General features: G+C 44.3%; 23 protein-coding genes and 1 tRNA gene. 17 read left to right on the forward strand and 7 right to left on the reverse strand.

Annotated elements, in window-relative coordinates; genetic code table 11:
* The first annotated feature begins 96 nt into the window (after positions 1 to 96).
* Together N693_RS0102550 and N693_RS0102555 are read left to right on the forward strand one after the other, a co-directional pair.
* Entirely contained in the window at positions 97 to 879 is a 783-nt protein-coding gene (locus N693_RS0102550) for a hypothetical protein (protein WP_025783223.1), read from the forward strand.
* Complete coding sequence (locus tag N693_RS0102555) at positions 876 to 2177, forward strand: glycosyltransferase (protein ID WP_025783224.1); 1302 nt, start codon at positions 876 to 878, stop codon at positions 2175 to 2177. The genes N693_RS0102550 and N693_RS0102555 overlap by 4 nt, the downstream gene beginning before the upstream one ends.
* 72 nt (positions 2178 to 2249) lie before the next feature.
* Here the strand turns inward: N693_RS0102555 and N693_RS18795 are convergent, their stop codons facing one another.
* Positions 2250 to 3899 (reverse strand): EAL domain-containing protein, encoded by a 1650-nt coding sequence (locus tag N693_RS18795; RefSeq protein ID WP_051508674.1) that lies wholly within the window; start codon positions 3897 to 3899, stop codon positions 2250 to 2252.
* A 128-nt stretch (positions 3900 to 4027) separates the two neighbouring features.
* On the opposite strand from N693_RS18795, the gene N693_RS0102565 reads away from it, so the two are divergent.
* The 3 genes from N693_RS0102565 to N693_RS0102575 all read left to right on the forward strand — a co-directional run bounded on the left by N693_RS0102565 (position 4028) and on the right by N693_RS0102575 (position 8658).
* The gene (locus N693_RS0102565; RefSeq protein ID WP_025783225.1) at positions 4028 to 4927 is read left to right on the forward strand and encodes a DMT family transporter; all 900 of its coding nucleotides are present in this window, start codon (positions 4028 to 4030) and stop codon (positions 4925 to 4927) included.
* Between the two features lie 175 nt (positions 4928 to 5102).
* Positions 5103 to 6875, forward strand: coding sequence for an ABC transporter ATP-binding protein (locus N693_RS0102570; RefSeq protein WP_025783226.1), 1773 nt, complete (start codon positions 5103 to 5105; stop codon positions 6873 to 6875).
* Positions 6829 to 8658 carry an ABC transporter ATP-binding protein gene (locus tag N693_RS0102575; RefSeq protein WP_025783227.1) on the forward strand — a complete coding sequence of 610 codons (1830 nt, stop codon included), beginning with the start codon at positions 6829 to 6831 and terminating at the stop codon, positions 8656 to 8658. Before N693_RS0102570 ends, N693_RS0102575 begins: the two co-directional genes overlap by 47 nt.
* Here the strand turns inward: N693_RS0102575 and N693_RS20120 are convergent.
* The 3 genes from N693_RS20120 to N693_RS0102590 form a co-directional block, all read right to left on the reverse strand.
* Positions 8628 to 8963, reverse strand: coding sequence for a hypothetical protein (locus N693_RS20120; protein ID WP_025783228.1), 336 nt, complete (start codon positions 8961 to 8963; stop codon positions 8628 to 8630). The two genes, N693_RS0102575 and N693_RS20120, sit on opposite strands and share 31 nt — an antisense overlap.
* Positions 8964 to 9191: 228 nt before the next feature.
* The gene (locus N693_RS0102585; protein WP_025783229.1) at positions 9192 to 9662 is read right to left on the reverse strand and encodes a YusW family protein; all 471 of its coding nucleotides are present in this window, start codon (positions 9660 to 9662) and stop codon (positions 9192 to 9194) included.
* 92 nt (positions 9663 to 9754) lie between these two features.
* On the reverse strand, positions 9755 to 10774 hold the full coding sequence (locus N693_RS0102590) for a DUF2804 domain-containing protein (RefSeq protein ID WP_025783230.1): 1020 nt from the start codon (positions 10772 to 10774) through the stop codon (positions 9755 to 9757).
* Between the two features lie 123 nt (positions 10775 to 10897).
* Between N693_RS0102590 and N693_RS0102595 the strand changes: the two genes are divergently transcribed.
* The 4 genes from N693_RS0102595 to N693_RS20125 all read left to right on the forward strand — a co-directional run bounded on the left by N693_RS0102595 (position 10898) and on the right by N693_RS20125 (position 12400).
* Positions 10898 to 10969 (forward strand) — tRNA-Ala (locus N693_RS0102595).
* A gap of 94 nt (positions 10970 to 11063) precedes the next feature.
* Positions 11064 to 11549 carry an amidase domain-containing protein gene (locus N693_RS0102600; protein WP_025783231.1) on the forward strand — a complete coding sequence of 162 codons (486 nt, stop codon included), beginning with the start codon at positions 11064 to 11066 and terminating at the stop codon, positions 11547 to 11549.
* Positions 11550 to 11632: 83 nt separating this feature from the next.
* Entirely contained in the window at positions 11633 to 12217 is a 585-nt protein-coding gene (locus N693_RS0102605; RefSeq protein WP_025783232.1) for a nitroreductase, read from the forward strand.
* A 39-nt stretch (positions 12218 to 12256) separates the two neighbouring features.
* Positions 12257 to 12400, forward strand: coding sequence for a hypothetical protein (locus N693_RS20125; RefSeq protein ID WP_156028852.1), 144 nt, complete (start codon positions 12257 to 12259; stop codon positions 12398 to 12400).
* A 142-nt stretch (positions 12401 to 12542) separates the two neighbouring features.
* Here N693_RS20125 and N693_RS0102615 read toward each other — a convergent pair whose 3' ends face one another.
* Positions 12543 to 13940, reverse strand: a complete 1398-nt coding sequence (locus tag N693_RS0102615) for a dipeptidase (protein ID WP_025783233.1) — start codon at positions 13938 to 13940, stop codon at positions 12543 to 12545.
* A 338-nt stretch (positions 13941 to 14278) separates the two neighbouring features.
* On the opposite strand from N693_RS0102615, the gene N693_RS0102620 reads away from it, so the two are divergent.
* From N693_RS0102620 to N693_RS0102630, 3 genes are all read left to right on the forward strand, one after another.
* A complete protein-coding gene (locus N693_RS0102620) occupies positions 14279 to 15529 on the forward strand; it encodes a hemolysin family protein (protein ID WP_025783234.1) in 1251 nt (416 codons plus the stop codon).
* A 110-nt stretch (positions 15530 to 15639) separates the two neighbouring features.
* Positions 15640 to 16185: an RNA polymerase sigma factor gene (locus N693_RS0102625; protein WP_025783235.1), complete on the forward strand. Its 546-nt coding sequence runs from the start codon at positions 15640 to 15642 to the stop codon at positions 16183 to 16185.
* Between the two features lie 117 nt (positions 16186 to 16302).
* Complete coding sequence (locus N693_RS0102630; protein ID WP_025783236.1) at positions 16303 to 17778, forward strand: phospholipase D-like domain-containing protein; 1476 nt, start codon at positions 16303 to 16305, stop codon at positions 17776 to 17778.
* A gap of 94 nt (positions 17779 to 17872) precedes the next feature.
* On the opposite strand, the gene N693_RS0102635 is transcribed toward N693_RS0102630, so the two are convergent.
* Together N693_RS0102635 and N693_RS18800 are read right to left on the reverse strand one after the other, a co-directional pair.
* A complete protein-coding gene (locus tag N693_RS0102635) occupies positions 17873 to 18055 on the reverse strand; it encodes an SE1832 family protein (RefSeq protein WP_025783237.1) in 183 nt (60 codons plus the stop codon).
* Positions 18056 to 18083: 28 nt separating this feature from the next.
* Positions 18084 to 19124, reverse strand: coding sequence for a hypothetical protein (locus N693_RS18800; protein ID WP_156028853.1), 1041 nt, complete (start codon positions 19122 to 19124; stop codon positions 18084 to 18086).
* Between the two features lie 509 nt (positions 19125 to 19633).
* On the opposite strand from N693_RS18800, the gene N693_RS0102650 reads away from it, so the two are divergent.
* From N693_RS0102650 to N693_RS0102675, 5 genes are all read left to right on the forward strand, one after another.
* Positions 19634 to 21586 (forward strand): sodium:proton antiporter, encoded by a 1953-nt coding sequence (locus tag N693_RS0102650; protein ID WP_025783239.1) that lies wholly within the window; start codon positions 19634 to 19636, stop codon positions 21584 to 21586.
* Positions 21587 to 21654: 68 nt separating this feature from the next.
* Entirely contained in the window at positions 21655 to 22215 is a 561-nt protein-coding gene (locus tag N693_RS0102655; protein ID WP_025783240.1) for an NADPH-dependent FMN reductase, read from the forward strand.
* A 118-nt stretch (positions 22216 to 22333) separates the two neighbouring features.
* Positions 22334 to 24505, forward strand: coding sequence for a DNA topoisomerase III (locus tag N693_RS0102665; RefSeq protein ID WP_025783241.1), 2172 nt, complete (start codon positions 22334 to 22336; stop codon positions 24503 to 24505).
* Positions 24506 to 24584: 79 nt separating this feature from the next.
* Positions 24585 to 25187: a hypothetical protein gene (locus N693_RS0102670; RefSeq protein WP_025783242.1), complete on the forward strand. Its 603-nt coding sequence runs from the start codon at positions 24585 to 24587 to the stop codon at positions 25185 to 25187.
* Positions 25188 to 25250: 63 nt separating this feature from the next.
* Complete coding sequence (locus N693_RS0102675; protein ID WP_025783243.1) at positions 25251 to 25724, forward strand: aminoacyl-tRNA deacylase; 474 nt, start codon at positions 25251 to 25253, stop codon at positions 25722 to 25724.
* The last annotated feature ends 25 nt before the right edge of the window (positions 25725 to 25749 follow it).

Below are 25749 nucleotides of genomic sequence, written 5' to 3' on the forward strand. Positions count from 1 at the left end.
ATTCCCATAAGAAGCACTAGCAAACCTCATGTGTTTTTGAATATACTATTAGGGAAGAGTAAGATTAATAGTAGTATCAAATGGGGGGATGTTGATGTGAAGAGTGTTACCCTATGGCAACGACTACAAATGCCGGTAGCTGCAACTGTTTGGTTAGCATCTGCTATGGTGTTACTATGGTTGCAAAGTGATCAGAATTCATTGTACGTGATGCTTGGTTTTGTTGGGGTTGCCGTCCTCTTTTTTATAGTGACTGACCGCATGGCTTTTTTCGCTTTTATATTATTTACGTTAACAACAGTTTTCTACTTTTTGTACCGGGCATTTACAGAAGGATGGTCTCCAGGTGAGCAAGCAGCCGGGATTGGTACGCATTTTTTATTTTTACTACATCTCTTTGCTCTTTACAGTATTGCAAAGTACGTGTATTCGTATCGGTCAGAAAATACTGCCTTGAAAAATCGTCTTGAAGAGTTACAGGAATATATTTCTGAACATGGCGTATTGACGAAAAGAGAATTTGAAAAACAATCTTCCATAGTGTTGTCTACAATGGCGAGACATGTGGAGCCCGGCTATTTCGTTCAAGTGGATTTATCGGAAATTCGAAAAGTGACACGCAAACGAGCACTGATTGCTTGCTCGTCAGTCATCTACGGTACATTGCGAAAGCATTATGATCTTGTAGGGCATTTTGATGACAAAACGATTGTTGTGTTATTGCAGAATATAAGCGATGAAGGATTCAAGATTGTCGAAGGACGGTTAAAAGAAGCAATGCAGCGACAAATCGATGAGGGTGCATTCGAGCAGATTAACTGGAACGTCCGTCAAATCGAAGGGGAGCATTCCATTGAAGAATTGTTGGTGATTCGATGAATAAGCGTCTTCTAATTCTGCTCAGCTTAGCGATCGTTTTTCTAATAGGTCTTGTTATGGCAGCGATTTTAAATGTGAGAATCCTATTGTTTTTCACAACTGCTTTGTTTTTAACATTATTAGGTTACTACTCACTATTGACACTTGCGGGACTATACAATCGATTAAAGAGGCAGGAGATTCCGGAACTGGAGTCTTATCCTGGAGTTGATATTTTAATACCCGCGCATAACGAAGGAGTCGTCATCAAAGATACGATCGAAGCGATGACGGCACTTAATTACCCGGGAGATTTGCAAATATATGTGTTGAACGATAATTCGTCAGATGAAACCGGAGACATTGCAGGAGATTTTGCAGCAACTTTCAAAAACGTCCACCATATTCAGGTACCACCTGGTGAACCTCGTGGGAAATCACGTGTGCTCAACTATGGATTGAGTATTTCATCAAATAAATACTATTGTGTTTATGACGCGGATAATCAGCCTGATCCCGAAGCGCTCATTAAGCTAGTTGCGACGGCTGAGAAAAACAAGCAGTCCGCAGGCGCTGTTGGCTATGTGAGGACGATTAACGAACAAAAGAATTGGCTGACTCGAATGATATCAATTGAGTTTCAAGTGTTTCAATTGCTCATGCAATCGGGGCGTTGGCAGTTGTTTAAAACGGGCTCTTTGACTGGAACGAATATGCTCGTTAAACGCAGTGTCATAGAAGAACTAGGCGGGTATGACCCATACGCCATCGCTGAGGACGCAGAACTGACACTGAGAATCACGAAGGCGGGATATTATTTGCCAATTGTCCCTGATTCCATTACGTGGGAGCAAGAGCCTGAAACGCTAGGAGTCTACTTGAAACAACGGACACGCTGGTTACAAGGGAACTTATACATTGTTGAGAAGACCTTAACGGAACCGGGCTATTTTAAAGGGAAGTTACTCGTGCATTCAATTCACCAGTTACTCGTTTACGTAATCTTCTGGCTGTTCCTCATTATTTCGTATGTGTGGTTTGCCCTTGGTATCTTGGACATCTTCTATATCGAGTATACGTATCCATTGCTGTTCATCTGGTATTTAGCATACATTGTGTACACGACGCAGCTGTTTGCCGCCCAAGCGACACAGCGGACCTTCACGCCACTCAACGTGTTCATCAGTGTCATCATGTATTTCACGTATGCGCAGTTATTTTCGTATTTGTTCGTGCGGAGCCTAATTTTGTATGTGAAAGCGAAGAAGAATCGACAAGTAATCGGATGGGATAAGACGCAACGATTCAAATCGAAATGACAACCTACTCCATAAAAAAGAGCAATTCCGTTCGCCTTGTGAGGGCGTTCGGAAAAGCTCTTTTTGTTAGGTTCATTTCAATAGAGTTTCTGCAGACACAGGCGCACCGATGTAATAGCCTTGGACAGCGTCGATTCCCATCGTTTTTAGCAAGTCGTATTGTGCTTTATGTTCGACTCCCTCGGCGATTGTATATAACCCCATCGACTTACTGAATTGAATCATCCCTTCAACAAGTTGCTGCGTTTTCGGATGAGTCAGCAGGCTGTTCATGTAAATTTTGTCAATCTTTACTTTTGATATCGGCAAATGTTGCATATAGCGGAACGATGCATAGCCTGTACCAAAGTCATCGAGGATGAATTCAACACCAGCATCTTGTAATTCTTTCATCTGCTGAATGATGGATTGCTCTTCCTCAGCTTGGAACGCAAACTTCTCCGTGATTTCCAACTCAAGCTGACCGGGACGGCAAGACGTTTCTTGCAGGATACTGAGAATGTTGTCTTTCATCGGGTTGTTGGAAAACTCACGAACTGATGTATTAACTGAGACGTGGGGGTGGCCTTCCTTCTCTTCCAACTTTACAGCTAATTTTGCTGCTTCGGTCAGTACATACGAACCAATATTGGCGATTAGACCATTTGCCTCAGCAATTGGAATTAGCTCATCGGGTGTTACAGTGCCAAGCTCGTTGTCTTCCCATCGTACGAGTGCTTCATAGACCGAGATTTCCTCTGAAGCAATGTCATATTGTGGCTGATAGACGACTTGCAACGCGTTATGGTCAAGTGCAGTTAACAATTTACGATTAATGAGAGAACGACGGTCAAGCACTTTGTGAGAAGCAGCGGACAAAGAAACAATTTTGCCGCCGCCTTGGTGCCGGACTTCCTCCAACGTCATTGCAGATGCTTCAATCAAATTCACAAAACTTTTTTGGTCTTCTGGGTATCGTGCGATTCCGCCGCTTATCGAAAGAGGTAAGGCTTCGTTGCCCACATAGATAGGCTGTTGCTCAAGGAACTCCAAGAATCCTTGGACGTACCAGTCGCCAAAAGGTGTTAGAATAACAAATTGACTACCCCCGACACGCGCAATTGGGTTATCTTGGAAGTAACGTTTTAGACGGTTTGCAAAGGCTTGAGTGAGCTCTGTTTCAGCAGTCCCCGCCTGTAGTTCTTTAAGTGTGTAATAATGATCGATGGACAAATAGACAAACGAAAAACTTTTTTCTTCTTTGATCATTTCATTCACAAGGACTTCTAACTTATGGCGACTCATTAAGCCAGTTTCTACATCGATGAATGCAATCTGTTCGAGACGTTCTTTCAAATGTACTTCTTCGGTAATATCCAGTTCAAGGAACATAGTGCTCTCTAGCATACCATCCTCTGTCATGGAAGGGACGGCGAGTAAATTCGTATAGTACGTCTCACCAGATCGTTTCAGCTTTTGAGCAGTCCCAAACCAGGTTTTACCTTCTTTGAGCTGATCCCAAATCATATGGATAGCATCTTGTGCTTGTTCGGATTCATCAAACATTTGCCAAATGGTTTTACCTAAAATTCGTTTAGGAGTCCAGTTGCTCACGTTCAGAAAATTTTTATTTACCGAAATTACGAGACCTTCGGCATCAGTTCGGGTTACCATATAGTAATGATCAAGACTGCGACGGATATCAGGTAAGCCTAAATCAATCTGTTCTCGTGAGATGGTCATGCTGTGTTCCCCTTTCAACTAGTTCATAAGACTAGTATATAGGAGAACTAAGAACTTTTCACCTATAAATAAAAATAAAAAAAGAGTAATTCGATATAGGTAGACTTTATAGAAACGAAGGTGGATTAATGGAACGGATAAAAGGACTAGCGATGATTATTATCGGAGCATCATTATGGGGGCTATCAGGTCCGATGATGGAATGGACGCTTGAGCATAGTAAGATGTCCGTTTCATTTTTGCTAACAGTTCGGTTACTCATAGCGGGATTGTTGCTACTTGCTTATTTGAAAATCAAAGGAAAACAAGTGACACGACCTTGGCGCCAAAAAGTATGGGCACGCCAGATGCTAATATTTGGAGTTGTAGGTATGTTAGGAGTCCAGTTTTCATTCACCTCAGCAATCGCACAGAGTAATGCAGTCATTGCAACACTCTTCCAATTCCTATCGCCAATCTACGTCATCCTATTCGTTTCGCTACGGCAGCGATTCGTCCCGCCAGTTGCGCAAATAATCGGCATGTTTGTCACGTTAGGTGGACTATTCCTCTTGCTGACAAACGGGTCGTTATCCGGGTTTAGTTTAAGCCCGAGTGCTGTATTCTGGGGAGTTGCAGTCGGATTTGCATTTACGTTCTATACGCTTTATCCCGTTCGTCTCATGCAGGAATGGGGCGTCTTGCTATCAATCGGTTGGGCGATGGTTGTCGGAGGAGCCGCATTGCTAATTACAAACCCTGTCATGATGATTCGGGATTTCCAATATTTGCTTGACTGGAAAATTGCCATGATGTTACTTGGTATCATCGTCGTGGGTACGGTTGCTTTCTTGCTGTTCCTCGCTAGCATGAAGTTCATATCCCCAATTGAAACAAGTATTCTCTCAAGTTTCGAACCGCTGACGGCGATGATCGTATCAGTTATCTGGCTCGGAGCAGTTCTAGGTGCTTGGCAACTAACGGGGGCAATCGTAATGCTACTAGGTGTTACAGGAATCTCCATTGCCGGGGGACGAGTGAAAACGTAATCTATTTGAACGCTCTCATTTGAGGGCGTTTTTTTAAGTAGATTTATAAATAATCAGCGGGGTTTATAGGGTTCAGATAATTCTGTTCAATCGCTATACAGTCATTCAGGAATATGGCATACTAAGTATAATTAACTAATTCGCTAAACGAAACAGTTCAGGAAGGACAATGCCGATGAAAACTGTATTTTCTTATGCAAAGCCATATAAATGGCCAATAGTGATTGCACTTATTTTAATGTTAATCGAGTTAAGTGTGGAGCTCATTCAGCCCCTCCTTATTGCAAAAATAATTGACGACGGGATTTCTGTTGGCGATCGGGAAACGATTATTCTTTACGGAAGCATCATGATGGGACTCGCACTTCTCGCGTTAGTATCAGGTGTCACAAACTCTTTCTTCGCTGCCCACGCGGCGCAAGGTTTTGGCTACGATTTGAGGCAGGCATTATTTAAACAAATTCAGGCATTCTCCATGTCGACTTTTTTGCGTTTTCCGACGTCCTCACTCATTACACGACTGACAAGTGACGTCACGATGGCACAAAACATTTTGTTCATGGGTCTTAGGATTTTGCTACGGGCACCACTCGTCGTAATTGGAAGTTTAGTGATGGCGATGCTCGTTAACGTGAAGCTTGCTTCGTTTTTGTTGATAGGAGTTCCTTTTCTATGCATCTTTTTGTTTGTTATGGCTCGAAGAGGAGTTGGCTACTTCTCTAATGTGCAGCGTAGATTGGATCGAGTGAATCGTGTCATTCAGGAAAATCTTCAAGCTGTTCGACTGATTAAAGCGTATTTACGTGGTGTGTATGAAGGCAGCCGTTTCTCGAAGGTTGCGGATTTGTTAAGAAAAGATACGGTGAAAGCGTTTCGGATGATGGAACTCATTATGCCGATTTTACTACTCATCATGAATGGCAGTTTAATGCTAGTTTTATGGTTCGGAGTCGGAGTCGTTCGAGCAGGCGATGCGCAAGTCGGTGAAATCGTTGCAATTGTGAACTACGCATTCCGTATTACAGGCGGATTCTCAATGTTTTCATTCCTCATTGTTGCGTTCTCAAGAGCTCAAGCTTCTTCCGTGCGTATGGAAGAAGTGCTGCTTGCAGATGACGATCGTGAAATCATCATTCCAGGAAATACAGAAAGTGAAGAAGAAAGTCGTGGAGCCTTGGCTTTTAATAACGTTACATTCCATTATCCTGGTCATCCGGAACAAGTTCTATCGAACGTTTCCTTCACTATTAACCCAGGAGAGAAAATTGCCGTCATGGGAGCGACTGGATCTGGAAAGTCGACGATGTTGAACTTAATCCCACGCATTTTCACCGCAACTTCTGGTGAAATTCTACTCGATGGTAAGAATATTGAAGATTGGCCGTTAGAAGAGCTTCGCAATGCAATCGGCCTCGTGCCGCAGCAGTCGGTCCTCTTTACAGGAACAATTAGAGAAAACTTAGCGTGGGGCGACCCAGAAGCACGGGCAGACGAACTAGAAGCTGCAGCTGAAAAGGCTCAGATCCATGCTTCGATTCAGCGTTTTCCAGCAAATTACGAGACGCGTGTTGGACAAAAAGGAGTCAACTTATCTGGCGGACAAAAACAGCGCTTATCGATTGCGCGGGCGCTTGTCCGAAAGCCCGCGATTTTGCTGCTAGACGACAGTACGAGTGCACTCGATGTGAAAACGGAGAATGCGCTGTGGGAAGCGTTGGAAGGCGAACGCGCCACGATGATTGTCATCACGCAAAAAATCCATACTGCGCAAGGCGCCGATCGCATTCTTTTGTTGGATGAAGGGAAAGTAGCGGCGTACGGGACGCATGATCATCTCATGAATCAGTCGACATTGTATCGTAAAATAGCTGAATCCCAGTTGGATGAGGAGGTGATGGACGATGGTGAACAACGTGAGGAAGCCCTTCGGTTACGAACCGATAATTAAGCGGGAAGATTTGAAAAAGAGTACGAAGCGTAAGAAAGAAGAAGTGGGGGACTGGAAGCAAGCGTTGCTCAACGTATGGCGGCTCGTAGATGAGCAACGCGGGCTCCTCATAACAGTGTTGGTTCTAGTGCTTGCCAGCTCCGGACTCACGCTACTCGGTCCTTTTCTGATCGGTCAGACCATTGATAATTTCATCATTCCGATGAAAACCGATGGACTTGCAATGCAAATTGGATTGTTGCTATCAATTTACGCAGGGACGTCGCTGACGATGTATTTCCAGAACTTCTGGATGGTTGGTATTGCACAAAATACGGTCTATAAATTGCGAGCGGGCTTATTTAATCATTTGCAGAAATTGCCCGTTTCCTTTTTTGATAAGCGTCAGCACGGTGAGCTCATGAGCCGAATGACGAACGATATTGAAAATATTAGCCAGACGTTGAATTCATCGTTCATCCAAGTATTTTCTAGTATATTAACGCTTGGTGGAACACTTGCGGTCATGCTCTATCTTAGTCCACTTCTAACTTTATTAACAATGACGATCGTTCCGGTCATGTTTATTGCGATGCGTTGGATCACTCGTCGTACTGGAATTCTTTTTAAGGAACAGCAAAGAGCAATCGGTGAGTTGAATGGAATGATTGAAGAAACGATGTCTGGCCAGCGAATTGTAAAGGCTTTTTCTCAAGAAGAACGGATGAAGGAAGAGTTTGCCGCGAAAAGTGATCGATTGAAACGAACCGGATTCTGGGCATTGACGTATTCAGGTTTCATCCCAAAAGTGATGAATATGTTGAACAATGCGGCATTTGCTATTGTAGCGGGAGTCGGCGGATTGCTGGCGTTACGGGGTGACGGGATTGTAACAATCGGTACGATCGTTGTATTCGCGGAGTATGCACGTCAATTCACGCGTCCGTTGAACGATTTAGCCAACCAATTCAATACAGTCCTATCCGCGATTGCAGGCGCTGAACGAGTATTTTCCATTATGGGAGAAGACGTTGAACGGGATGCGGCCGAGTTGAATGGAGATATCCAGCTTAGAGGGAACGTCGAATTCCGCAACGTATCATTTGGCTATGCACCCGAAACGGATGGTTACACGGTGGAGGATGTCTCGTTGTGCGTGAAAGCAGGAGAAACCGCTGCGCTCCTTGGTGCGACTGGTGCTGGGAAAACGACGCTTGTCCAATTGATTGCCCGATTCTATGAGGTGGATAAGGGAACGATTTTGATAGATGGCATTCCGATTGACGAGCTTCCACGGGCGACATTACGCAGTCAAACGGCATTTGTTTTGCAAGATCCGTTCTTGTTTGAAGCGTCGGTGAGAGAAAACATTCGATATGGGAAACTCGAAGCAACTGATGAAGAGATTGAAGAAGCAGCGAAGAAAGCGAACGCTCATGAATTTATTAGCCGACTTGGAGAAGGTTACGATACGTTGCTTTCAGCGGATGGAAGCGAAATTTCGCAAGGGCAGAAGCAATTGTTGTCCATTGCGCGTGCATTTGTGGCGGATCCAGTGCTGTTGTTACTGGATGAAGCGACGAGCAGTATTGACACGGTGACAGAATTAGAGATTCAGGCTGCACTTGAAAAACTCATGGAAGGTCGTACAAGTTTCGTCATTGCCCATCGCCTCAATACGGTGAAGAAGGCAGACATCATTTATGTAATGGATCAAGGCAAGCTAATTGAGTCAGGCAGTCAATCTGATTTGATCGCCCAAAAGGGTATGTATTATACGATGTTGCAACAATCTAAGCTATAACACCGAGGCGCTCCCCATTTAGCGGGAGCGTTTTTACGTGTTGAGTGTGTGATGAAGGGAGGGTGAGCCCAATTAGGCAACCCGCCCGTTTCCCGGGAGAACCCGATCGTTCTGCGTCCGAACCCGCCCGTTTCCCCTGAGAACCCGATCGTTGCGCGCCTGAACCCGCCCGTTTCCCCTGAGAACCCGATCGTTGCGCGTCCGAACCCGCCCGTTTCTCCTGGGAACCCGATCGTTGCGCGCCCGAACCCGCTCGTTTCCCCTGAGAACCCGCTCGTTCTGCGTCCGAACTCGCCAGTTTTCATGAGGAACCCGCTCATTTCCGCGGCAACCAACTTTCTTTAGTCCGAATCTAAGCTCGCGACCAATCCATCTCCTCCTAATTCAAAACCAAGCCTGATTGGTGTGCTCCGCTCCGCTGCGCGTTTAGGGAGGGGAAGTGGGCATTACCACTCCAACCCGCCCGAGAAACTGGATCCTTACCCAGAACCTGCTAAAACAAAAAAACCACCAAATCGGTGGTTTTCAACTACTTACTGTTTATCTTCAAATTCCAACTTTGTCCCATCGTCAAACTCGACATCCAGTTTAAACTTTGAATACAAGTCAATCTGGAAGTATTCTAAAATTTTCTCACGGGCTTCTTCACCAGACATTTCATGTTGAAGATTTAAGGCGATGAACATCTTATCCAGCTCATCCATCGCTTTGGCACCCTCTAAGTCGATGTTTGTCAAAGTGTTTTGGTACTCCGGATCGAAATTCTTCTCTACCTTATACTCCGCATCGATGGCGTCTTGGTTATCTACGTCGATCTCCAATTCGAATTTGTTGAAACCGTAGGCATCACCGTTATCACGGTCGCCGCCTTCTTTTGACTCATTCGTAACAATGTCTGCCTCTTCCCTATTGTCTTTGTTTGCGTCTTTCCCTGTATTACCGCACCCGCTGACGAATAGAACGCTCGCAAACACTACAGAGCCCATTGCTGCTAGCTTATTCAACTTCTCACGTCCTCTCTGAATAGTTCGATTGCTTTGATACTACTGTACCTTTTTCCAAACGAATTTAAACGAAAGTGGGTGGGGAATTAGTTTTACCACTTAGCCTGAAACGCCTCACAAGAACCCAAAATGCGGCGAACTGCTAACCGTTCACCAGACTCCAATTGAACTTTTCCGCTGAAGTAGCCGAACATTTGAGTGAAATCCGCTTTTAATCCCCTTCGATGAGAACTCGCTTCGCGTTCGAAAAAAGGAGTGAAGGTCAAATCTACGCAATCTGTGAACTTAGTATGGATTGTCCAAGGGTCCATCATACGTTCAGGATTAAAGGAAAAAATCACATCTTCATGAATTTTAGTCATTGCACCGTCAACGAATACAGCGTTTTCGGTCAACCCTGTACCATCCGTCCACTTGCCACCGAAGTTCAATCCGATACGACGACCTCCTGAACGTTGTGAAGCCATTGCCCAATTCCATTCCGTCATTTTTGGCCAAACACCTCGTGTATAATTCAATACCGTAAAACTATAATCCGGATTGAATTCATATCGTTTGTCTCCAATCTTTAAAAAGCCGGAAGTCGGTAGCGTATGATGCTTTGCGGTGAATTGAAAGGTATTCCGGTTTTTCGGAATGACAACATTCAATGACTGATCCTCTGAAGGGTGGCTAATATGGAGATCGGCATGCAGCGTTTCGTTGTCAAAATCAGGGATGGAAATAGATAAGTGCGTATCCTCATTGGTATGGCTAGCATGTATTGAAAGGCGGTTATCTAAAAATTTACTATCTGTAAGTACGTCTTCAGGCATCTTTACATGACGTGCGAAGGGCAAGGCAATTCTTTTTTCAAAAAAACGTTCCGTCTCATAATCCAGGAAATAGACAAGACACACAGCACCGATGTCAAAATGAGCGATCGTCGCAGTGAACAAGACTTCTTCTCCATAGACGGTCCACGTATTCCACTTCTTCTTATTGGGGAACTGTCCTTTCAGATTACTTTGGACAATCGGCTTCTGAGCAAAGCCAACCGCTTCAGGATTTAATAATCCCTTGCTGTCACAAAGCAATACTGGAGAAGTCAGTTCGCGTTCTGCATGTTGCATAAGCCGTCCTCCTAAACATTGTCTTCTAACGCACTTGTTGCTATACTTTTAATTGTATCAGATTGAGGCAAAATTAGCGTTATTCAACAACGTCGATAACCAACAGATATTCCTAGAAGGAACGGGGCATTAGTTCAGCGGGAGAATACTTCGCTGGCAGCGAAGGGGTCACCGGTTCGAATCCGGTATGCTCCATAGTAATAGCGTCCGCTAAGCGGGCGTTTTTTGTGTATAATTTTAAGGATGAAAACCAATTTTCCCACATAGAATAGGGGGAGGAGGCGAATCGATGTATGACCGCGAAGCTGCAGTCTGGTATGCGGACAAATGGTGGGATGGGCGAAATCCTCAGTACCCTTCATTCGATGTCGATTGTACTAATTTCATTTCACAGTGCCTGCGTGCAGGCGGCGCACCGATGCATGGCATTCCCGTACGAGATCGCGGTTGGTGGATTACGAATTCAAACTGGAGTTTTAGTTGGTCAGTAGCCCATTCGCTACGCTGGTACTTAGGAAGTTCAACAAGAGGACTGACTGCCTATCCAGTTCAATCGGCTGAAGAGTTGCAACTTGGCGATGTCATATTGTATGACTTTCAAGGAGATGGCCGCTTTGATCATTCAACGATTGTGACTGCTAAAGACGGCTCGTCACCACTCGTCAATGCTCATACCTACGATGTACAAAGAAGAAGTTGGGATTACAAAGATTCCTACGCCTATCGACCAAACGCCAAATACATTTTCTTCCGGATAAACGACGAATTTTCTTAACTAATAAATCATGAAGTAAATTAGAAACCAATTATTGAAATGATGTATACTGAAGAATATCAATGACAAAAGGGGATACAACAATGGATGAACAAGCACTATCAGTAAGAGATGCAATTATTTCGCGCCGCTCCATCAAGAGCTTTAACGGACAGCCGGTTGAACAAAGCGAAATTGACGATATCTTAGAAGATGCAATTTGGGCACCCAATCATGGAAACCGAAATCCATGGCGTTTCGTACTCGCTGCAGAAGACAACTACGAGCAATTTTTAGACGTCTTGCGCGAATTCGGTGTACCGAAATGGAAAGAGTTGTCGGATGAAACCCTTGAAAAACAAATGAGCAAATTCACTAGTGCAAGCGCAGCAATGTTTGTTATCGTTCCAGAAGATGCACGACAAAAACAACGTTTAGAAGACTTTGCAGCGGCAAGTACGATGATACAAAATATTCAATTGCTCGCCTGGGATAAAGGGATTGGAACATGCTGGAAAACACCGGGATTCCTGGATGACCCTAAGTTTCGCGAAGCCTTAGGCGTTCAGCCTGGCGAACGCATCATTAGCATGCTTCAGTTTGGTCACTTTGATGAATTACCAAAAACAAAGCCACGTACGCCGGTTGAAGACATCGTCACGTATTGGCAAGCTGAACCAACTGAATAATTGCGCGCCTCTTCCAGTTTGATGGAAGAGGTTTTTTGTGTGGTTGGTCAAATCACTGAGACATCCGATGGGGCGAGACGGTTTAACATCTGCTTCACTTTATTCATCCCACCAAAAGGAAGAATCGGAAATATAATTGATGATATCGGCAACATGGCGCTTGAAATCAGCATTATGGAGTAAAGAATCAGCACTATGAGACAAAGAATCGGCAACGAGACACAAATCAAATTACGATAGTAGGTAAATGGAAGCCGAAATACCAATCATACCCCCTTTACCCAACTAAAAATCCCCCTATTGTGAACAATAGGGGGTAAAAATCTTATTTTTTTAACTCATCTTTAGATAAGGCAGAAAGTTCTTGGTAATAGTCACCAAGCACACGCAATCCCTTGTCGAAGTTCTCAAGTGTTAAGTGTTCGTTTGGTCCGTGTAAGTTCTCCGTTTCAAGACCGAAGCCCATAAGGACAACTGGTAAACCGAGAATTTCATCGAAGTCGGCAACAATTGGAATCGATCCACCGCCGCGTGTGTACACAGTTGGCACATTGTATACTTTCTCGTAAGAACGGCTTGCTGCAGTAAGTGCTGGATGGTCGAATGGTGTGATGAACGGACGTCCCTGGTCAAACGGTGTGACCGTCACTTTAACACCTTCAGGCTTATGCTTTTCAACATGTGCTTTCAATTTTTCAACGATTTCCGCTGGGTCTTGATCCGGAACAAGGCGGCATGTGATTTTTGCTCCTGCTTCTGCAGGCAACACGGTCTTGATACCTTCACCGCTGAAACCACCGAAAACGCCGTTCACTTCAAGAGTCGGGCGAGCAGAAGTACGCTCTAGGAACGAATAGCCTGGCTCTCCAAACAGCTCAGAAGCACCGATTTCCTGTTTGAGCGCTTCTTCGTCGAAGTTGAGGTCTTTGTATGCTTGACGCTCCTCTTCGCTCAAATTACGAACGTTATCATAGAATCCGTCAACTGCAATCGTTCCTTCTTGGTCATGGAATGACGCCAAAATTTCTGCAACTGCATGAATCGGGTTCTGGATACCGCCTCCATACACTCCGGAGTGCAAGTCGCTCTTAGCACCAAAGACATCGATTTGTACACCGCTCAATCCGCGAAGCGCATAACAAATTGCAGGTTGACCTGGAGCGTGAAGCGCTGTATCCGAAATGACAATCGTATCTGCAGCGAGCTTTTCTTTATGGTCTTTAATGAATGGAACCAGGTTCGGACTTCCAACTTCTTCTTCACCTTCAATGATGAATTTCACGTTGATAGGAAGCTTACTATCTAACTTCATCAATGCTTCAACCGCCTTAACGTGCATGAACACTTGTCCTTTGTCGTCAGTAGACCCACGAGCGAACATTTTCTCGTCACGGATTTCTGGCTCGAATGGCGCACTTTCCCATAAGTGCAATGGGTCAACAGGTTGTACGTCGTAGTGGCCGTAAATGAGGATCGTCGGTTGACCTTCTGCATGAAGCCAGTCAGCGTAAACGACCGGATGCCCAGCAGTAGGATCGATGGAGATGTTTTCAAGACCTGCTTCTTTGAACGAATTTGATAACCATTCTGCAGCTTTTTGCATATCAGCTTTGTGCTCAGATAGCGCACTAATGCTCGGGATACTCAAAAATTCCTTCAACTCATTCAGATGCGTGTCGCGATTCTTTTCAAAGTACTCATTCAATTGGTCAAGCGTTGCCATGAAATTACCCCTTTTCGTTTTCATTTGGATAAATGGGAGGTTGCAGCTGGAAAAGTCCTACTGAATCCCATCATTCGTTGACAGTGATTGAGTTAATCGCCCAAAAAGGTTGGGTCACTGTAACGATGCTGATTCCTTTAGTATAGCAGAATTGGAGCGGATTCGAAAAAGAGGAGACTTCTGAATCCTTTTCTTTCTGGTACTTATGCTATACTATTCCAACAGCTATGAAATCGGATTCAAATTATAGCCGTCTTAGGTTTGCAACCTCAACCCTTAGATATACGTCTATATATGCAAATCGAAACGAACCAGGAATTTTTCGGGAGGAATCGCTCTTGTTCATCGCACTTGCTTTCTTTTTGGTGATGTCATTTTTCTTATCAGGAAGTGAAACTGCACTTACTGCCGCTAATCGGATGAAAATTCAAATGCGCGCAGAGCAAGGAGACCCAAAGGCAATTCGGCTCCGCGCCCTCGTTTCGAAACCAGATCGAATGATTACAGCAATCTTAATCGGTAATAACGTCGCAAACATTATGATGCCGACGATTGTCACTATGATTGCTTATGACAAAGGATTAAATGTTGGTCTCATGACTGGAGTGTTAACCGTTATCCTAATTATTTTCGGAGAGGTATTACCGAAAACAATCGCCGCAACGTTTGCCGATAAATTGGCATACACCGTTGCTCCAGTCATCCGCGTTATTGTTAAACTACTAACGCCGCTCACGTACTTATTAGCGCTCTTTACTAATCTTTTCATCCGCATTCTATCAAAGGGTGCCGTGACGGAAGCAACTCTGACGAAAGAGGACTTACGCTCAATGGTCGACCTTGCTTCTACTGAAGGAACGTTCCAACAAGAGGAATCGTTGCGGTTAAAAGGAGTCCTCGACTTTCCGGAAAAAGACGTATCAGACGTCATGGGAACCCACCGGACAGACGTCGTTGCCCTGCCTCTCGATTCAAGCTATGAAGACGTTCGCAGTACGGTTCTCGAGTATTTCTATACAAGGTATCCGATCTATGAAGAAAGTATCGATAAGATTATCGGTGTGTTCTATTCCAAGCGGTTAATCGAATGGTCGATCACACCGGAAGAACCGTTTGAAGATATGATTGACCATGATCCATTGTTTGTTGTCCAGACCGCGAGTGTCGAGAAAGTGTTTAAAATGATGCTGGCGCACAAGAAGCATATGGCGATTGTGTTGGATGAGTATGGAGGAACGCTTGGTATTGTAACTCATGAAGACATTATTGAAGAAATGATCGGGCAAGAAATTGAAGATGAAACCGACGAAGCAGAAGACGCAATGGTCTATGAACATACAGAGGATACACTGGTTTGTCAGGGACGTCTTGAAATCGAAGAGGCGGTGAGCTTACTTGGAATCGACTTGCCGACTGAAAACGAAACAATCGGTGGATTCGCTTTCCAGGAGCTCGATCACGTTCCAGACACTGGCGAACGATTCACTTATGGACCATTGTTATTTGAAATCGAAGAGATGGACCGCAATCGGATCGTACGTCTTCGGATCACTCGCCGTCCGGAAGAACTGATTGATGACGAATCCTAATATACAGCAACCTTACACGTTTGTAAGGTAACTGAAAGAAACTCCGATAGTTCAGCAGAGTGTTCTAGTGCATACTAAACGTAACAGCTAGAACACGGAGGCGTTATCGGATGAAACCAACACTTAATGAATTACATGACGAATATGGCAGATACTTATATCACTTATGTTTAAAATTGACACGGAATAAAGAAGAAGCTGAAGATCTCATGCAAGATGTTTGGGTTAAAGTAGTACGCACAAGCGATCGTATGGAAGGCGTAGATCGTATGAAAGCTTGGCTGACAACGATTTGCATGAATACGTTCAGAGATCGTTATCGTAAAGACGTACGTCGCAGTAAGTATGTCATGAACCAGCCGGATACTTTGGACATTCCTTTGCTCGATTTAGTGCCAAGTGGTAGTCCGCTACCAGGTGAAATCGTTGAGAGACAAGATCTTCGAGCTGCAGTTCAAAGTAAAATCAATGAGCTAGACGCGATATATAAGACAACGATTGAGTACTTCTATGTCAATCAATACTCCCTCATTGAAATTGCTGAAATGATGCAAGTATCTATCGGTACGGTGAAATCCCGCCTGTTCCGTGCGAAAAAATATTTAAAAGAACTATTAACGCAAGATCAGTCTGTTAACGAACTTGTAATTGCGTAATGATATCGATTTTGGACTTCTCCTACTATAGGGGAAGTCTTTTTATATGGGTACAGAGTTTGTAAGATGCCTAGAAAGGGAATGTTACAGTAATGGTTTTGGAGTGGAGGCTAAGTCATGGGTAAGAAAGAAAAAAAACGTAAGAGATTTACAAAAAAACAGAAACAAATTATGTGGCTGACGTTAGGAATTTTTCTCCTTATTTATATTGCTGTTATTTTATATCATACATACAAGCCTTTGCCAAAAGGCGTTAATTATGAAGGAGACGTCCATTGGACTGATGATGTAGAGGTTTTCACGGATTTATCCTACTCGAAGACAAAGAAGAAAGACGATTTGAAGCATGAACTGAATATTTTTGACGAAGTATATTCAATGATTGACGAAGCGGATGAATTTATCGTGCTGGATTTCTTTTTAATGGATCATTATTCAGATGAAAATTTAGACTTCCCGAAGATTGCGGAGACGATCACGAAGAAGTTGGTCGAGAAAAAGAAGGTTCATCCCGACATGCCGATTGTATTCATCACCGATCCCATCAATAAAGGATATGGCTCCTACGAATCGAAATGGTTCGGAAAGTTAAAGGACGCAGGTGTGGAAGTCGTATATACCGATTTAGAGCCATTACGCGATTCTATGCCGCTCTACTCAGGACTGTATCGGACGTTGTTCCGCTTTGGAGATATAGGTGGAAAAGGATGGATTCCGAATGCAATGGCTTCTGAAGCGCCGAAGTTCCGATTAGCATCTTACGTGGAGCTATTGAATGTGAAGTCGAATCACCGTAAAGTGATTGCAACGGAAAAAGCAGGTCTCGTGACGTCTTCAAATCCACATGATGCGAGTGGTTTCCATGGAAATGTCGCACTTAAAGTATCTGGCCCTATTATTAATGATTTATTGGAAGCAGAAGAAGCGGTACTGAACTATTCAACGGGACAGACTGGGCAAACATTGCCTCGTATTGAAGCGAAAGAGCCGAAAGACGGAGAGTACGCTGTTCAATATTTAACCGAGAAGAAGATAAAAGACGTATTGATGGATGAACTAACCGCTGCGCAATCGGGTGATCGCATTCGGATGGGAATGTTTTTCATCGCGGAACCAGATGTCGTGAAGGAAGTGACTGAAGCCGCAAAGCGTGGTGTGGAAGTAAAACTTATTTTGGATCCGAACGAAAATTCTTTTGGAAACCAAAAATCAGGACTTCCGAATCGACCTGCTGTACAAAAACTCGTCGAAGACAGCGAGGGTGCAATTGAAGTACGCTGGTACAATACGGTTGTCGGTCAATACCATACGAAACTCGTCATGATCGAACGCGATGATAACATGCACATCTTAAATGGTTCTGCCAATTTAACCGAGCGAACCCTCGATAACTACAATTTGGAGAATGATCTGTATGTGATCGCTCCTACGGATAGTGAACTTGCAGGCGAGCTAGACGCGTATTTCGAACGTTTGTGGAATAACGAAGACGCGTTGTTCACATTGGATATGGAAGAATACCAAAACAAATTCACTCGTCCACAGCGCGTGATTTATGCGCTACAAGAGTGGTTAAAATTGACATCTTATTAAGTGATGAAATCTCCAATATTTATAAAAAACCTCTTACTAATTTCAGGTAAGAGGTTTTTGCATGGTTGTGTAGATTAGTTGGGATTCTTTAGAGTCAAAGCGCTGCAAGCATCTCATTAAGCTCTGCAAGACGGTCTTCCATTTTTGCAAGTCGTGCCTCTGATTTTTGGACAGAATCTCCATGACCTGTAGATTCGAGTTTTTCGATGTCTCCTTGCAAGTTTATATAGTCCATTTTAAGTTCTGCGATTTCAGATTCGATTTGTGATTTAGTCATGACCGTATTCCTCCCTGTGTACTTTTCCTCAGTTTACCACATCAGGTAGGGGTTTGCCGGGGACTGCACGCTTCGGATGTTCGAGCAGATAACGGACCGTTTCAAACACAGTTTCTGCTTCCTCACCAAGTGGTAAAGCGAGCTGACGATCGACGTCCCGTTTACGAAGAGAGTCGTGCAGAAGTGGCTCCATGATTGCATTCAACAAATTGGATTGCTTCACTTTGCGTCCAAGGCCTAAATGTGTGAATCCATCACGGTCGATTGGGAATCGCAACTCGGATTCGAAGGTGCTTTGTGCGAGTACAATACAAGGTACTCCGAGACAGGCAACATCGTATGGCATATAGCCTCCGCCGCATAGCACAATATCCGCTTCTGCCGCCAGCTCAAGAAAATCGTGTGGAGCCTTTTTGACAGTTGTATTTCTACGGCTCAGTGCCATCATTTGGAGTGTACTCGCGTCGTGTTCATAGGACTTGCCGAGCAAGATCGTCACATTGAGTGGGATTTGCAAATTCATCACGTGACGGAAAGAACGAAATGTTAAGTTACCAGGATCATTCTCGCCGAATGCGATGAGAAGGCGAGGGGGATCACCGAACACATGCCGATCTCTTTTTGAACGCAAGTCCGCACAGCGTGCATCAGGTAAAAACGTTTGAATGCCTGTTTTGATTGGACTCGTAACATCATGTTCGGTTTCTCCATATAATGTTTGGATTACAAAATCGGCTTGCTGTCCGCCTTCTCCGAAATCATCGAAGTGTAAACTAGCAGGAACGAGTCGAGAGATGGCCTCAACTTCTTCTTTAATTGTACTCCCCGTATCTCGAACGAGTAGATCCGGTTTTAAAAAGGATAGTACTTGAAGAAGGGTACGATGATTATTGGCTTCCATCGACCGATACATAGTTGGTATATCGGGAGTTGCAACTTGTGTAATGAAAACAATGGTTGCTTCTGAAGAAAGTTCTTCTGCAACTCGTAACGCTCTTCGCAAAGGATAGCCATTTTTTTCTTCTGTAGATGAAAGACAGATCGCAATGAGCTTTTTTGTTTTGTTCATAATAGGAATCATCCTTTCCACACAGTCTCTTCACCTCCCAGTCTATGAAAAGGATGGATTCGTTATGATAAAGAAATTAGAGTGGGGGGAAGCTGATGTGGAACCATGGGAGGCGGTTTATGATCAGAAACCGAGAGTTATGATCACAATCCACCTTTTATGATCACTTTCAACGATTTATGATCAATTTGCGAAGAGTATTCAAGCTGGTCACGAGATAGGGTGATGGAGGAAGCTGGTGTTGAACCGCGAGAGGCAGTTTATGATCATATTTCAAGTTTTATGAGCACATACCACCTTTTATGATCACTTTCAAAGATTTATGATCAATTTGCGAAGAGTATTCTAGTTGGTCACGAGATAGGGGGATGGGGAAGCTGGTGTTGTACCGTGGGATAGGTCTTATGAATATCCACTAGCCTTCATCCGAAAACCTCAAATAAGTTGTTTCATAGAGTGGGTGTGGTACACTAGTACGAAATTTCAACTCGATAGGAGGGCGAAATCGAATGTTCGGATCTATAGCTGCAGACCTTATGCTCGTTGTTCTGATTGGTATCCTTTCACAATGGGTTGCCTGGAGATATCGCCTTCCCGCGATCGTCGTCATGGCGATTGCAGGTCTGCTCGTTGGACCTGTATTCGGATTCATCAACCCCGAAGAAACATTGGGAGAGCTATTTAGCCCAATTATTTCGTTTGCAGTTGCGATTATATTATTTGAAGGAAGTCTCAACCTCGACTTCCGTGAGATTAAAGGGTTCAGCAAACCGCTTACGCGTATCGTGACATTTGGCGCGTTCATTGCCTGGATCACGGGATCGCTTGCAGCCCATTATTTAGCGGGACTATCCTGGACTGTGGCTTTCATTATAGGTGGGTTGTTCATCGTAACAGGGCCAACAGTGATTTTACCGATGCTCAGACAGGCTAAACTCAAGCCTCGTCCAGCAGCACTTCTTAAATGGGAAGGCATTATCGTCGATCCTTTCGGTGCGTTACTTGCCGTGTTTGCATTTGAATTCATAAAATTTGTCAATGGGCAAGCTACCCTCGCAGCACTTGGACTATTCGTTGCTGCATCGATTTTCGCCGTATTCATTGGTTGGGCGTCTGCGCGTATTCTCGGATATGCGTTTGAAAAGGGTAGCGTGCCCGAATTTCTGAAAGCTCCCGTGCTTTTTGCAGTCGTCTTATTTGCGTTCGTCATTTCGGATGAACTTATGCATGAAACTGGGTTACTAGCGGTAACAGCAATGGGGATAGTGATGGCCAATATGCATTTAACTTCCATTCATGACATCCGTCAATTTAAAGAAAACATTTCTGTGCTACTCATTTCAGGGATTTTTGTGATGCTCACTGCGTCATTAGATCCTCATGTACTCATTGAAATATTCGACTGGCATATTATTACTTATGTAATGGCGATGTTGTTCATCGTCCGCCCGCTGTCAATTTGGGTGTCTACTGTAGGTACAGATTTGTCTAACAGAGAAAAAAATCTGCTTGGATGGATTGCTCCTCGAGGAATTGTGGCGCTCACAGTGTCGGGATATTTTGCTTCAATCCTCCTTGAAAATGGCTACAAGGATGCGGAATTACTTACTGCGCTCACGTTTGCACTCGTTCTTTCAACGGTTGTTTTACACGGATTTACAATCGGTCCTTTTGCTCGACGATTAAACTTGACGACGACGGATGAATCAGGTGTACTGCTCGTTGGAGGGACTAAATTTGCGGCAGAACTTGCGCAGTCGATTCAAGACTCAGGCAATGATGTGTTGCTAATGGACACTTCCTGGGCGGGCTTATCTCATGCGCGTAAACTCGGCTTGTCGAGTCACGTTGGGGATATTTTAACAGAGCAGACCGAATATACGTTAGATTTGACGCCATATCGATACATGCTGGCCATGACAAAAGCGGACACATACAACGCCCACATTTGCGCTGATTTTCTGCATGACTTGGGACGCGAGAATTTATTCCAAACGTCATTCCATGTTGGTGAAGGGGTGGAATCATTTAACGTCACGGGTGGACGTACGTTATTCACACCCGCGTTATCGATATATGATTTGGAGGAACGCATGAATTCGGGTCATGTATTCCGTAAAACGGTGCTTTCTAAACAGTACAGTTACACACAATACTTGCGTGAGCGGGATGATCAATCTGTGCTCCTGTATATTTTACGAGAAGATGGAAGTGTTGAATTTTACACGCCAACAGAAGAGTTGCAGGCAGTAGCAGGAGACACAATTGTTGCGCTCTCTCACCCGATTAAACAGATTGAACGTGCTAAGGAAAGAATTGCAGAAGAAAAAGGTGATGAAGAGGTACAGCACGAAAAAATCGAAAAGCGATTCAGTGAGGATCAGGGGAAAACAAAGTCACCGATACCTGGAGAAGCACCCCCTTCAATCCAAGGTGGTTTAGCAAAAAACTCAACAAGCTAATTGCAAGTCAATTCCCATTCTTTCTGATAGGATGTAGAGTGAGAATATCATTAGGGGGTACGGTCATTTTGAAAGTTTTGTTTGTGGACGGGACCATTATCGGCAACAAAACGGGTATTGTGCTTAAAGCTGTGCAGCAATATATAGAAGAAACGGGCTGCGGTTTTGAGATAGAGAGATTGAATTTCTCTGAGTACGATCACCAGTTTGTCGATGGTCGACCTGCAGAAGAATATAACGAAGATATGAAGAAGCTGATTCGCAAGTTCGAAGAGGCGGACGGCTATATTATCGCAACACCTGTATTCCAGGGTTCGATTCCAGGGGTGCTTAAGAACGCATTCGATTTGCTTCACCCACGAACAATGCGCTATAAACCGGTTTCAATCGTGGCAAATGGTGGCACGTATCAACACCATCTGGTTGTCGAAAATCAGATGAAGCCGATTCTTGATTACTTCCGATGCTTGGTGACACCAAATTATGTATATACGCATCGTGATCATTTTGATGAAAACAGTAAGATTGTAGACGAAGATGTACACGATCGCTTGAAAGAATTAGCGCGCGTGTTCGTGAAGTATACAGAAATGGGGAAAGAACTGACCCATGGTATAATTGACGCATAATAAGAGAAAGAACGTCCGTCCGAGAGGAATTTCCGCGGGATGGACGTTTTTCATATGGTCAAAACTGAAGAAACCGACCAACTTGCGTATAATGGAGAGAACGAAAGGGGATTGAACGATGTCTAAATCACTTGTACTTGCAGAAAAACCATCTGTCGCACGCGATATTGCACGTGTGCTCGGTTGCCATAAAAAAGGAAATGGATTTCTAGAGGGGGATCGGTACATCGTCACTTGGGCGCTCGGCCATTTAGTGACACATGCTGATCCTGAAGGATATGGTCAGGAATTCAAAGAATGGAAAATGGAACACTTACCAATCATTCCTCAGCCATTTAAACTGACACCAATTAAACAAACATCGAAACAATATAATGCTGTGAAGGCACAGTTACGCCGTGGAGAAGTTAAAGACGTCATCATCGCAACTGACGCTGGGCGCGAAGGGGAGCTCGTGGCTCGCTGGATTTTGGAGCTTGCGAAAAATCGTAAACCAATCAAACGGTTGTGGATCTCATCCGTAACAGACAAGGCGATTAAAGACGGATTTGCCAACTTGAAAGAAGGAAAAGCCTACGAAAACTTATATGAAGCTGCCGCAGCACGTGCGGAAGCAGACTGGGTTGTCGGCATTAACGCAACTCGTGCGCTTACTGTAAAACATAACGCTCAATTGTCAACAGGGCGCGTACAAACACCGACACTTGCGATGATTGCTGAACGAGAAAAGGCGATTCAAAAGTTTCAACCGAAACCGTTCTGGGGCATTCAAGCTCTTACGGAAGCGGGTCGTTTTACATGGCGGGATGCGAAAGGTCAAACTCAAGTTTTCGATGAAACCGTGATCGATGCGAAAATGAATGCATTGGAAGGCATCACAGAGGGCAAAATCATCGACCTGAAATCAATGCCGAAATCACAACCAGCACCTCCTTTATTCGACTTGACGGAACTGCAAAAAGAAGCGCATCGTCGCTGGTCATGGTCCGCAAAGGAGACATTATCGACGTTACAAAACTTGTATGAGCGACACAAAGCCGTGACGTATCCACGTACGGATTCCAAGCATTTAACAGCAGACATGACGAGTACGTTGAAGGATCGTGTTAAAGCGGTTGAAATCGGACCGTATCGAAAGGCAGTCAATTCATTGTTACGCAAAGGGCCAGTCAAACCTCAAAAGGGTGTTATCAACGACAGCAAAGTGTCTGATCACCATGCGATTATTCCGACGGAGGAAAGTCCCTCATTGCATTCACTGTCGGACAAAGAACAACGTCTTTACGACATTATTGTTAAACGGTTCTTGGCTGTGTTCTATCCGCCATTCCAATACGAACAATTGAGTGCGGAATTACAAGCGGGCAACGAGACCTTTACATTGAAAGGACGTACCGTGACGGATGAGGGGTGGAAGGCTGTTTATTCATCCGATGAAGAAGAAGCGGACACGGATGCATTACCTGCTATGAAAAAAGGCGAGACCCTTCAAATTCGTGCGTTTTCAAGAACAGAAGGCAAAACCAAGCCACCTGCACGATTCAATGAAGGAACATTACTTGCTGCGATGGAGAATCCGACACAGTTCATGGCTGGCGAATCCAAAGAACTTATTAAAACGCTTGGCGAAACGGGGGGACTCGGAACTGTTGCAACGCGAGCGGACGTCATTGAACGACTATTTGGCATGTTTGTCATTGAGAAAAAAGGGAATGATATTTACACTACGTCTAAAGGGCGTCAGTTGCTAGAGCTTGTCCCTGAAGACTTGAAATCGCCAGCACTTACTGCCGAATGGGAAAGCGATTTATCGAAAATTGCAGCTGGAAAACTGAAGAAAGACCAGTTCATTCGCACGATGATCGACTTTTCGAAGAAAACAATCGTGGATATTAAGGCGGATGATACAAAATTCAAACATGATAATGTAACTGGTAAAATGTGTCCGGATTGCGGGAAGCCAATGCTTGAAGTGAACGGGAAACGAGGCAAGATGCTTGTCTGTCAGGATCGTGAATGCGGCCATCGTCAGACCATCTCAACGTTGACGAACGCACGCTGCCCTAACTGTAAAAAGAAATTAGAACTTCGTGGACATGGCGATGGCAAAATCTTCGTCTGTAAATGTGGATATCGTGAAAAGTTATCCTCATTTGAGAAGCGAAGAGCTCAAACAACAGGTAAAAAGGCCGACAAACGTGATGTTCAAAAGTATCTTAAGAAGCAAGAGAAGGAAGAACCTGAAAATACGGCAATGGCAGATGCGCTAAAGAAACTATTTGACAAGTAATAATTAAAATCATTCGCCTCATGAAGTAAATGCAAATAGACTGTATAATTAAAAGACTAAATTATGGCGGGGTGAGTTCATGGTCTCAATTTCGATGAATCCGATAGTTACGGAAAATACAAGATATGAGAATGCAAGAAAGCGTTCTGCAGAAGTGGCTTATACCCGTCATGCAAATTATGCAGGTGGAAACGAAGCCAAACGGAACGAATTGGCGCAACGTTTAGCGAACGAGAATGAGAATGCGAATGCGGATTCACAACCTATGCAAACGAAAGAGTTTAAAAAACTGGGTGCCGGTCAACTGAAGCAAATCGCATTGCCACTCGGAGAAACATTGGAAGAAACCATTCAGAGCTGGCGACATGTCCGAAGTGAAGCGCTTTCTAATCCAGATCCATCTGAAGTCGATCATCAACTCGCAGCAGCAGCCTCTGCTAAAATCATGGAAGCTGAAGCCCAACTGGCATTGGAAGATCGCCTGCGTTCTGCACAACTAGCAGAAGCAAGTCATGAAGATTCGCTGATGCAATCGCAGGATTCGAATACAGCAACAGATTCCTCACTAGCGGAAGCAATGCGGAAATTATATGACCAAGCCTCGGAAGCTTATGCCATCCAGACAAGTGCGAAACAGCATGGATATAAGGAAGCAAGTCCGGTATACTCACTTGTAGCATAATGAAATGAATGACCCGCCATTTAGTTGGCGGGTTTTTGAATTGGAGAAAGGGAGGCACTTATCATGGCGAAGAAGAATAAACATATTAAAACGAATGCGATTCGTATTTTAGAGTCTGAAGGAATCCCTCATGAGTTGCTGGAACGCGATTTGGCTGAGGATGCAAATGCCGCAGCTGATGGCGGGGACGAAGCAGATGTGTATAAAACACTCGTAACAACAGCGGGTACTGCACGCAATTATGTGTTTGTCATTCCTGTAGTATGCGAGCTTGACTTGAAAAAAGCGGCACGAGCAGCAGGAGAGAAGAAGTTGGAAATGCTTCCTTTGAAACAGCTGACGGACGTGACGGGATATATCCGAGGTGGGTGCTCTGCAATCGGTATGAAGAAGACGCTTCCTACTTTTCTAGACAGTTCTGCCCAAACCAAACAATCTATCTACGCCAGTGCCGGTAAACCAGGCTTCCAAATGAAACTCGCTCCTCAAGATTACGCAAAAGTAACAGGTGCCCCATTTGTGGAACTGTGGAAATAAAGCTGCGGGAGAAGTGCTCATAAAA

The organism is Sporosarcina sp. D27 (assembly GCF_000586555.1).
In the GTDB taxonomy this organism is placed as follows: Bacteria; Bacillota; Bacilli; order Bacillales_A; family Planococcaceae; genus Sporosarcina.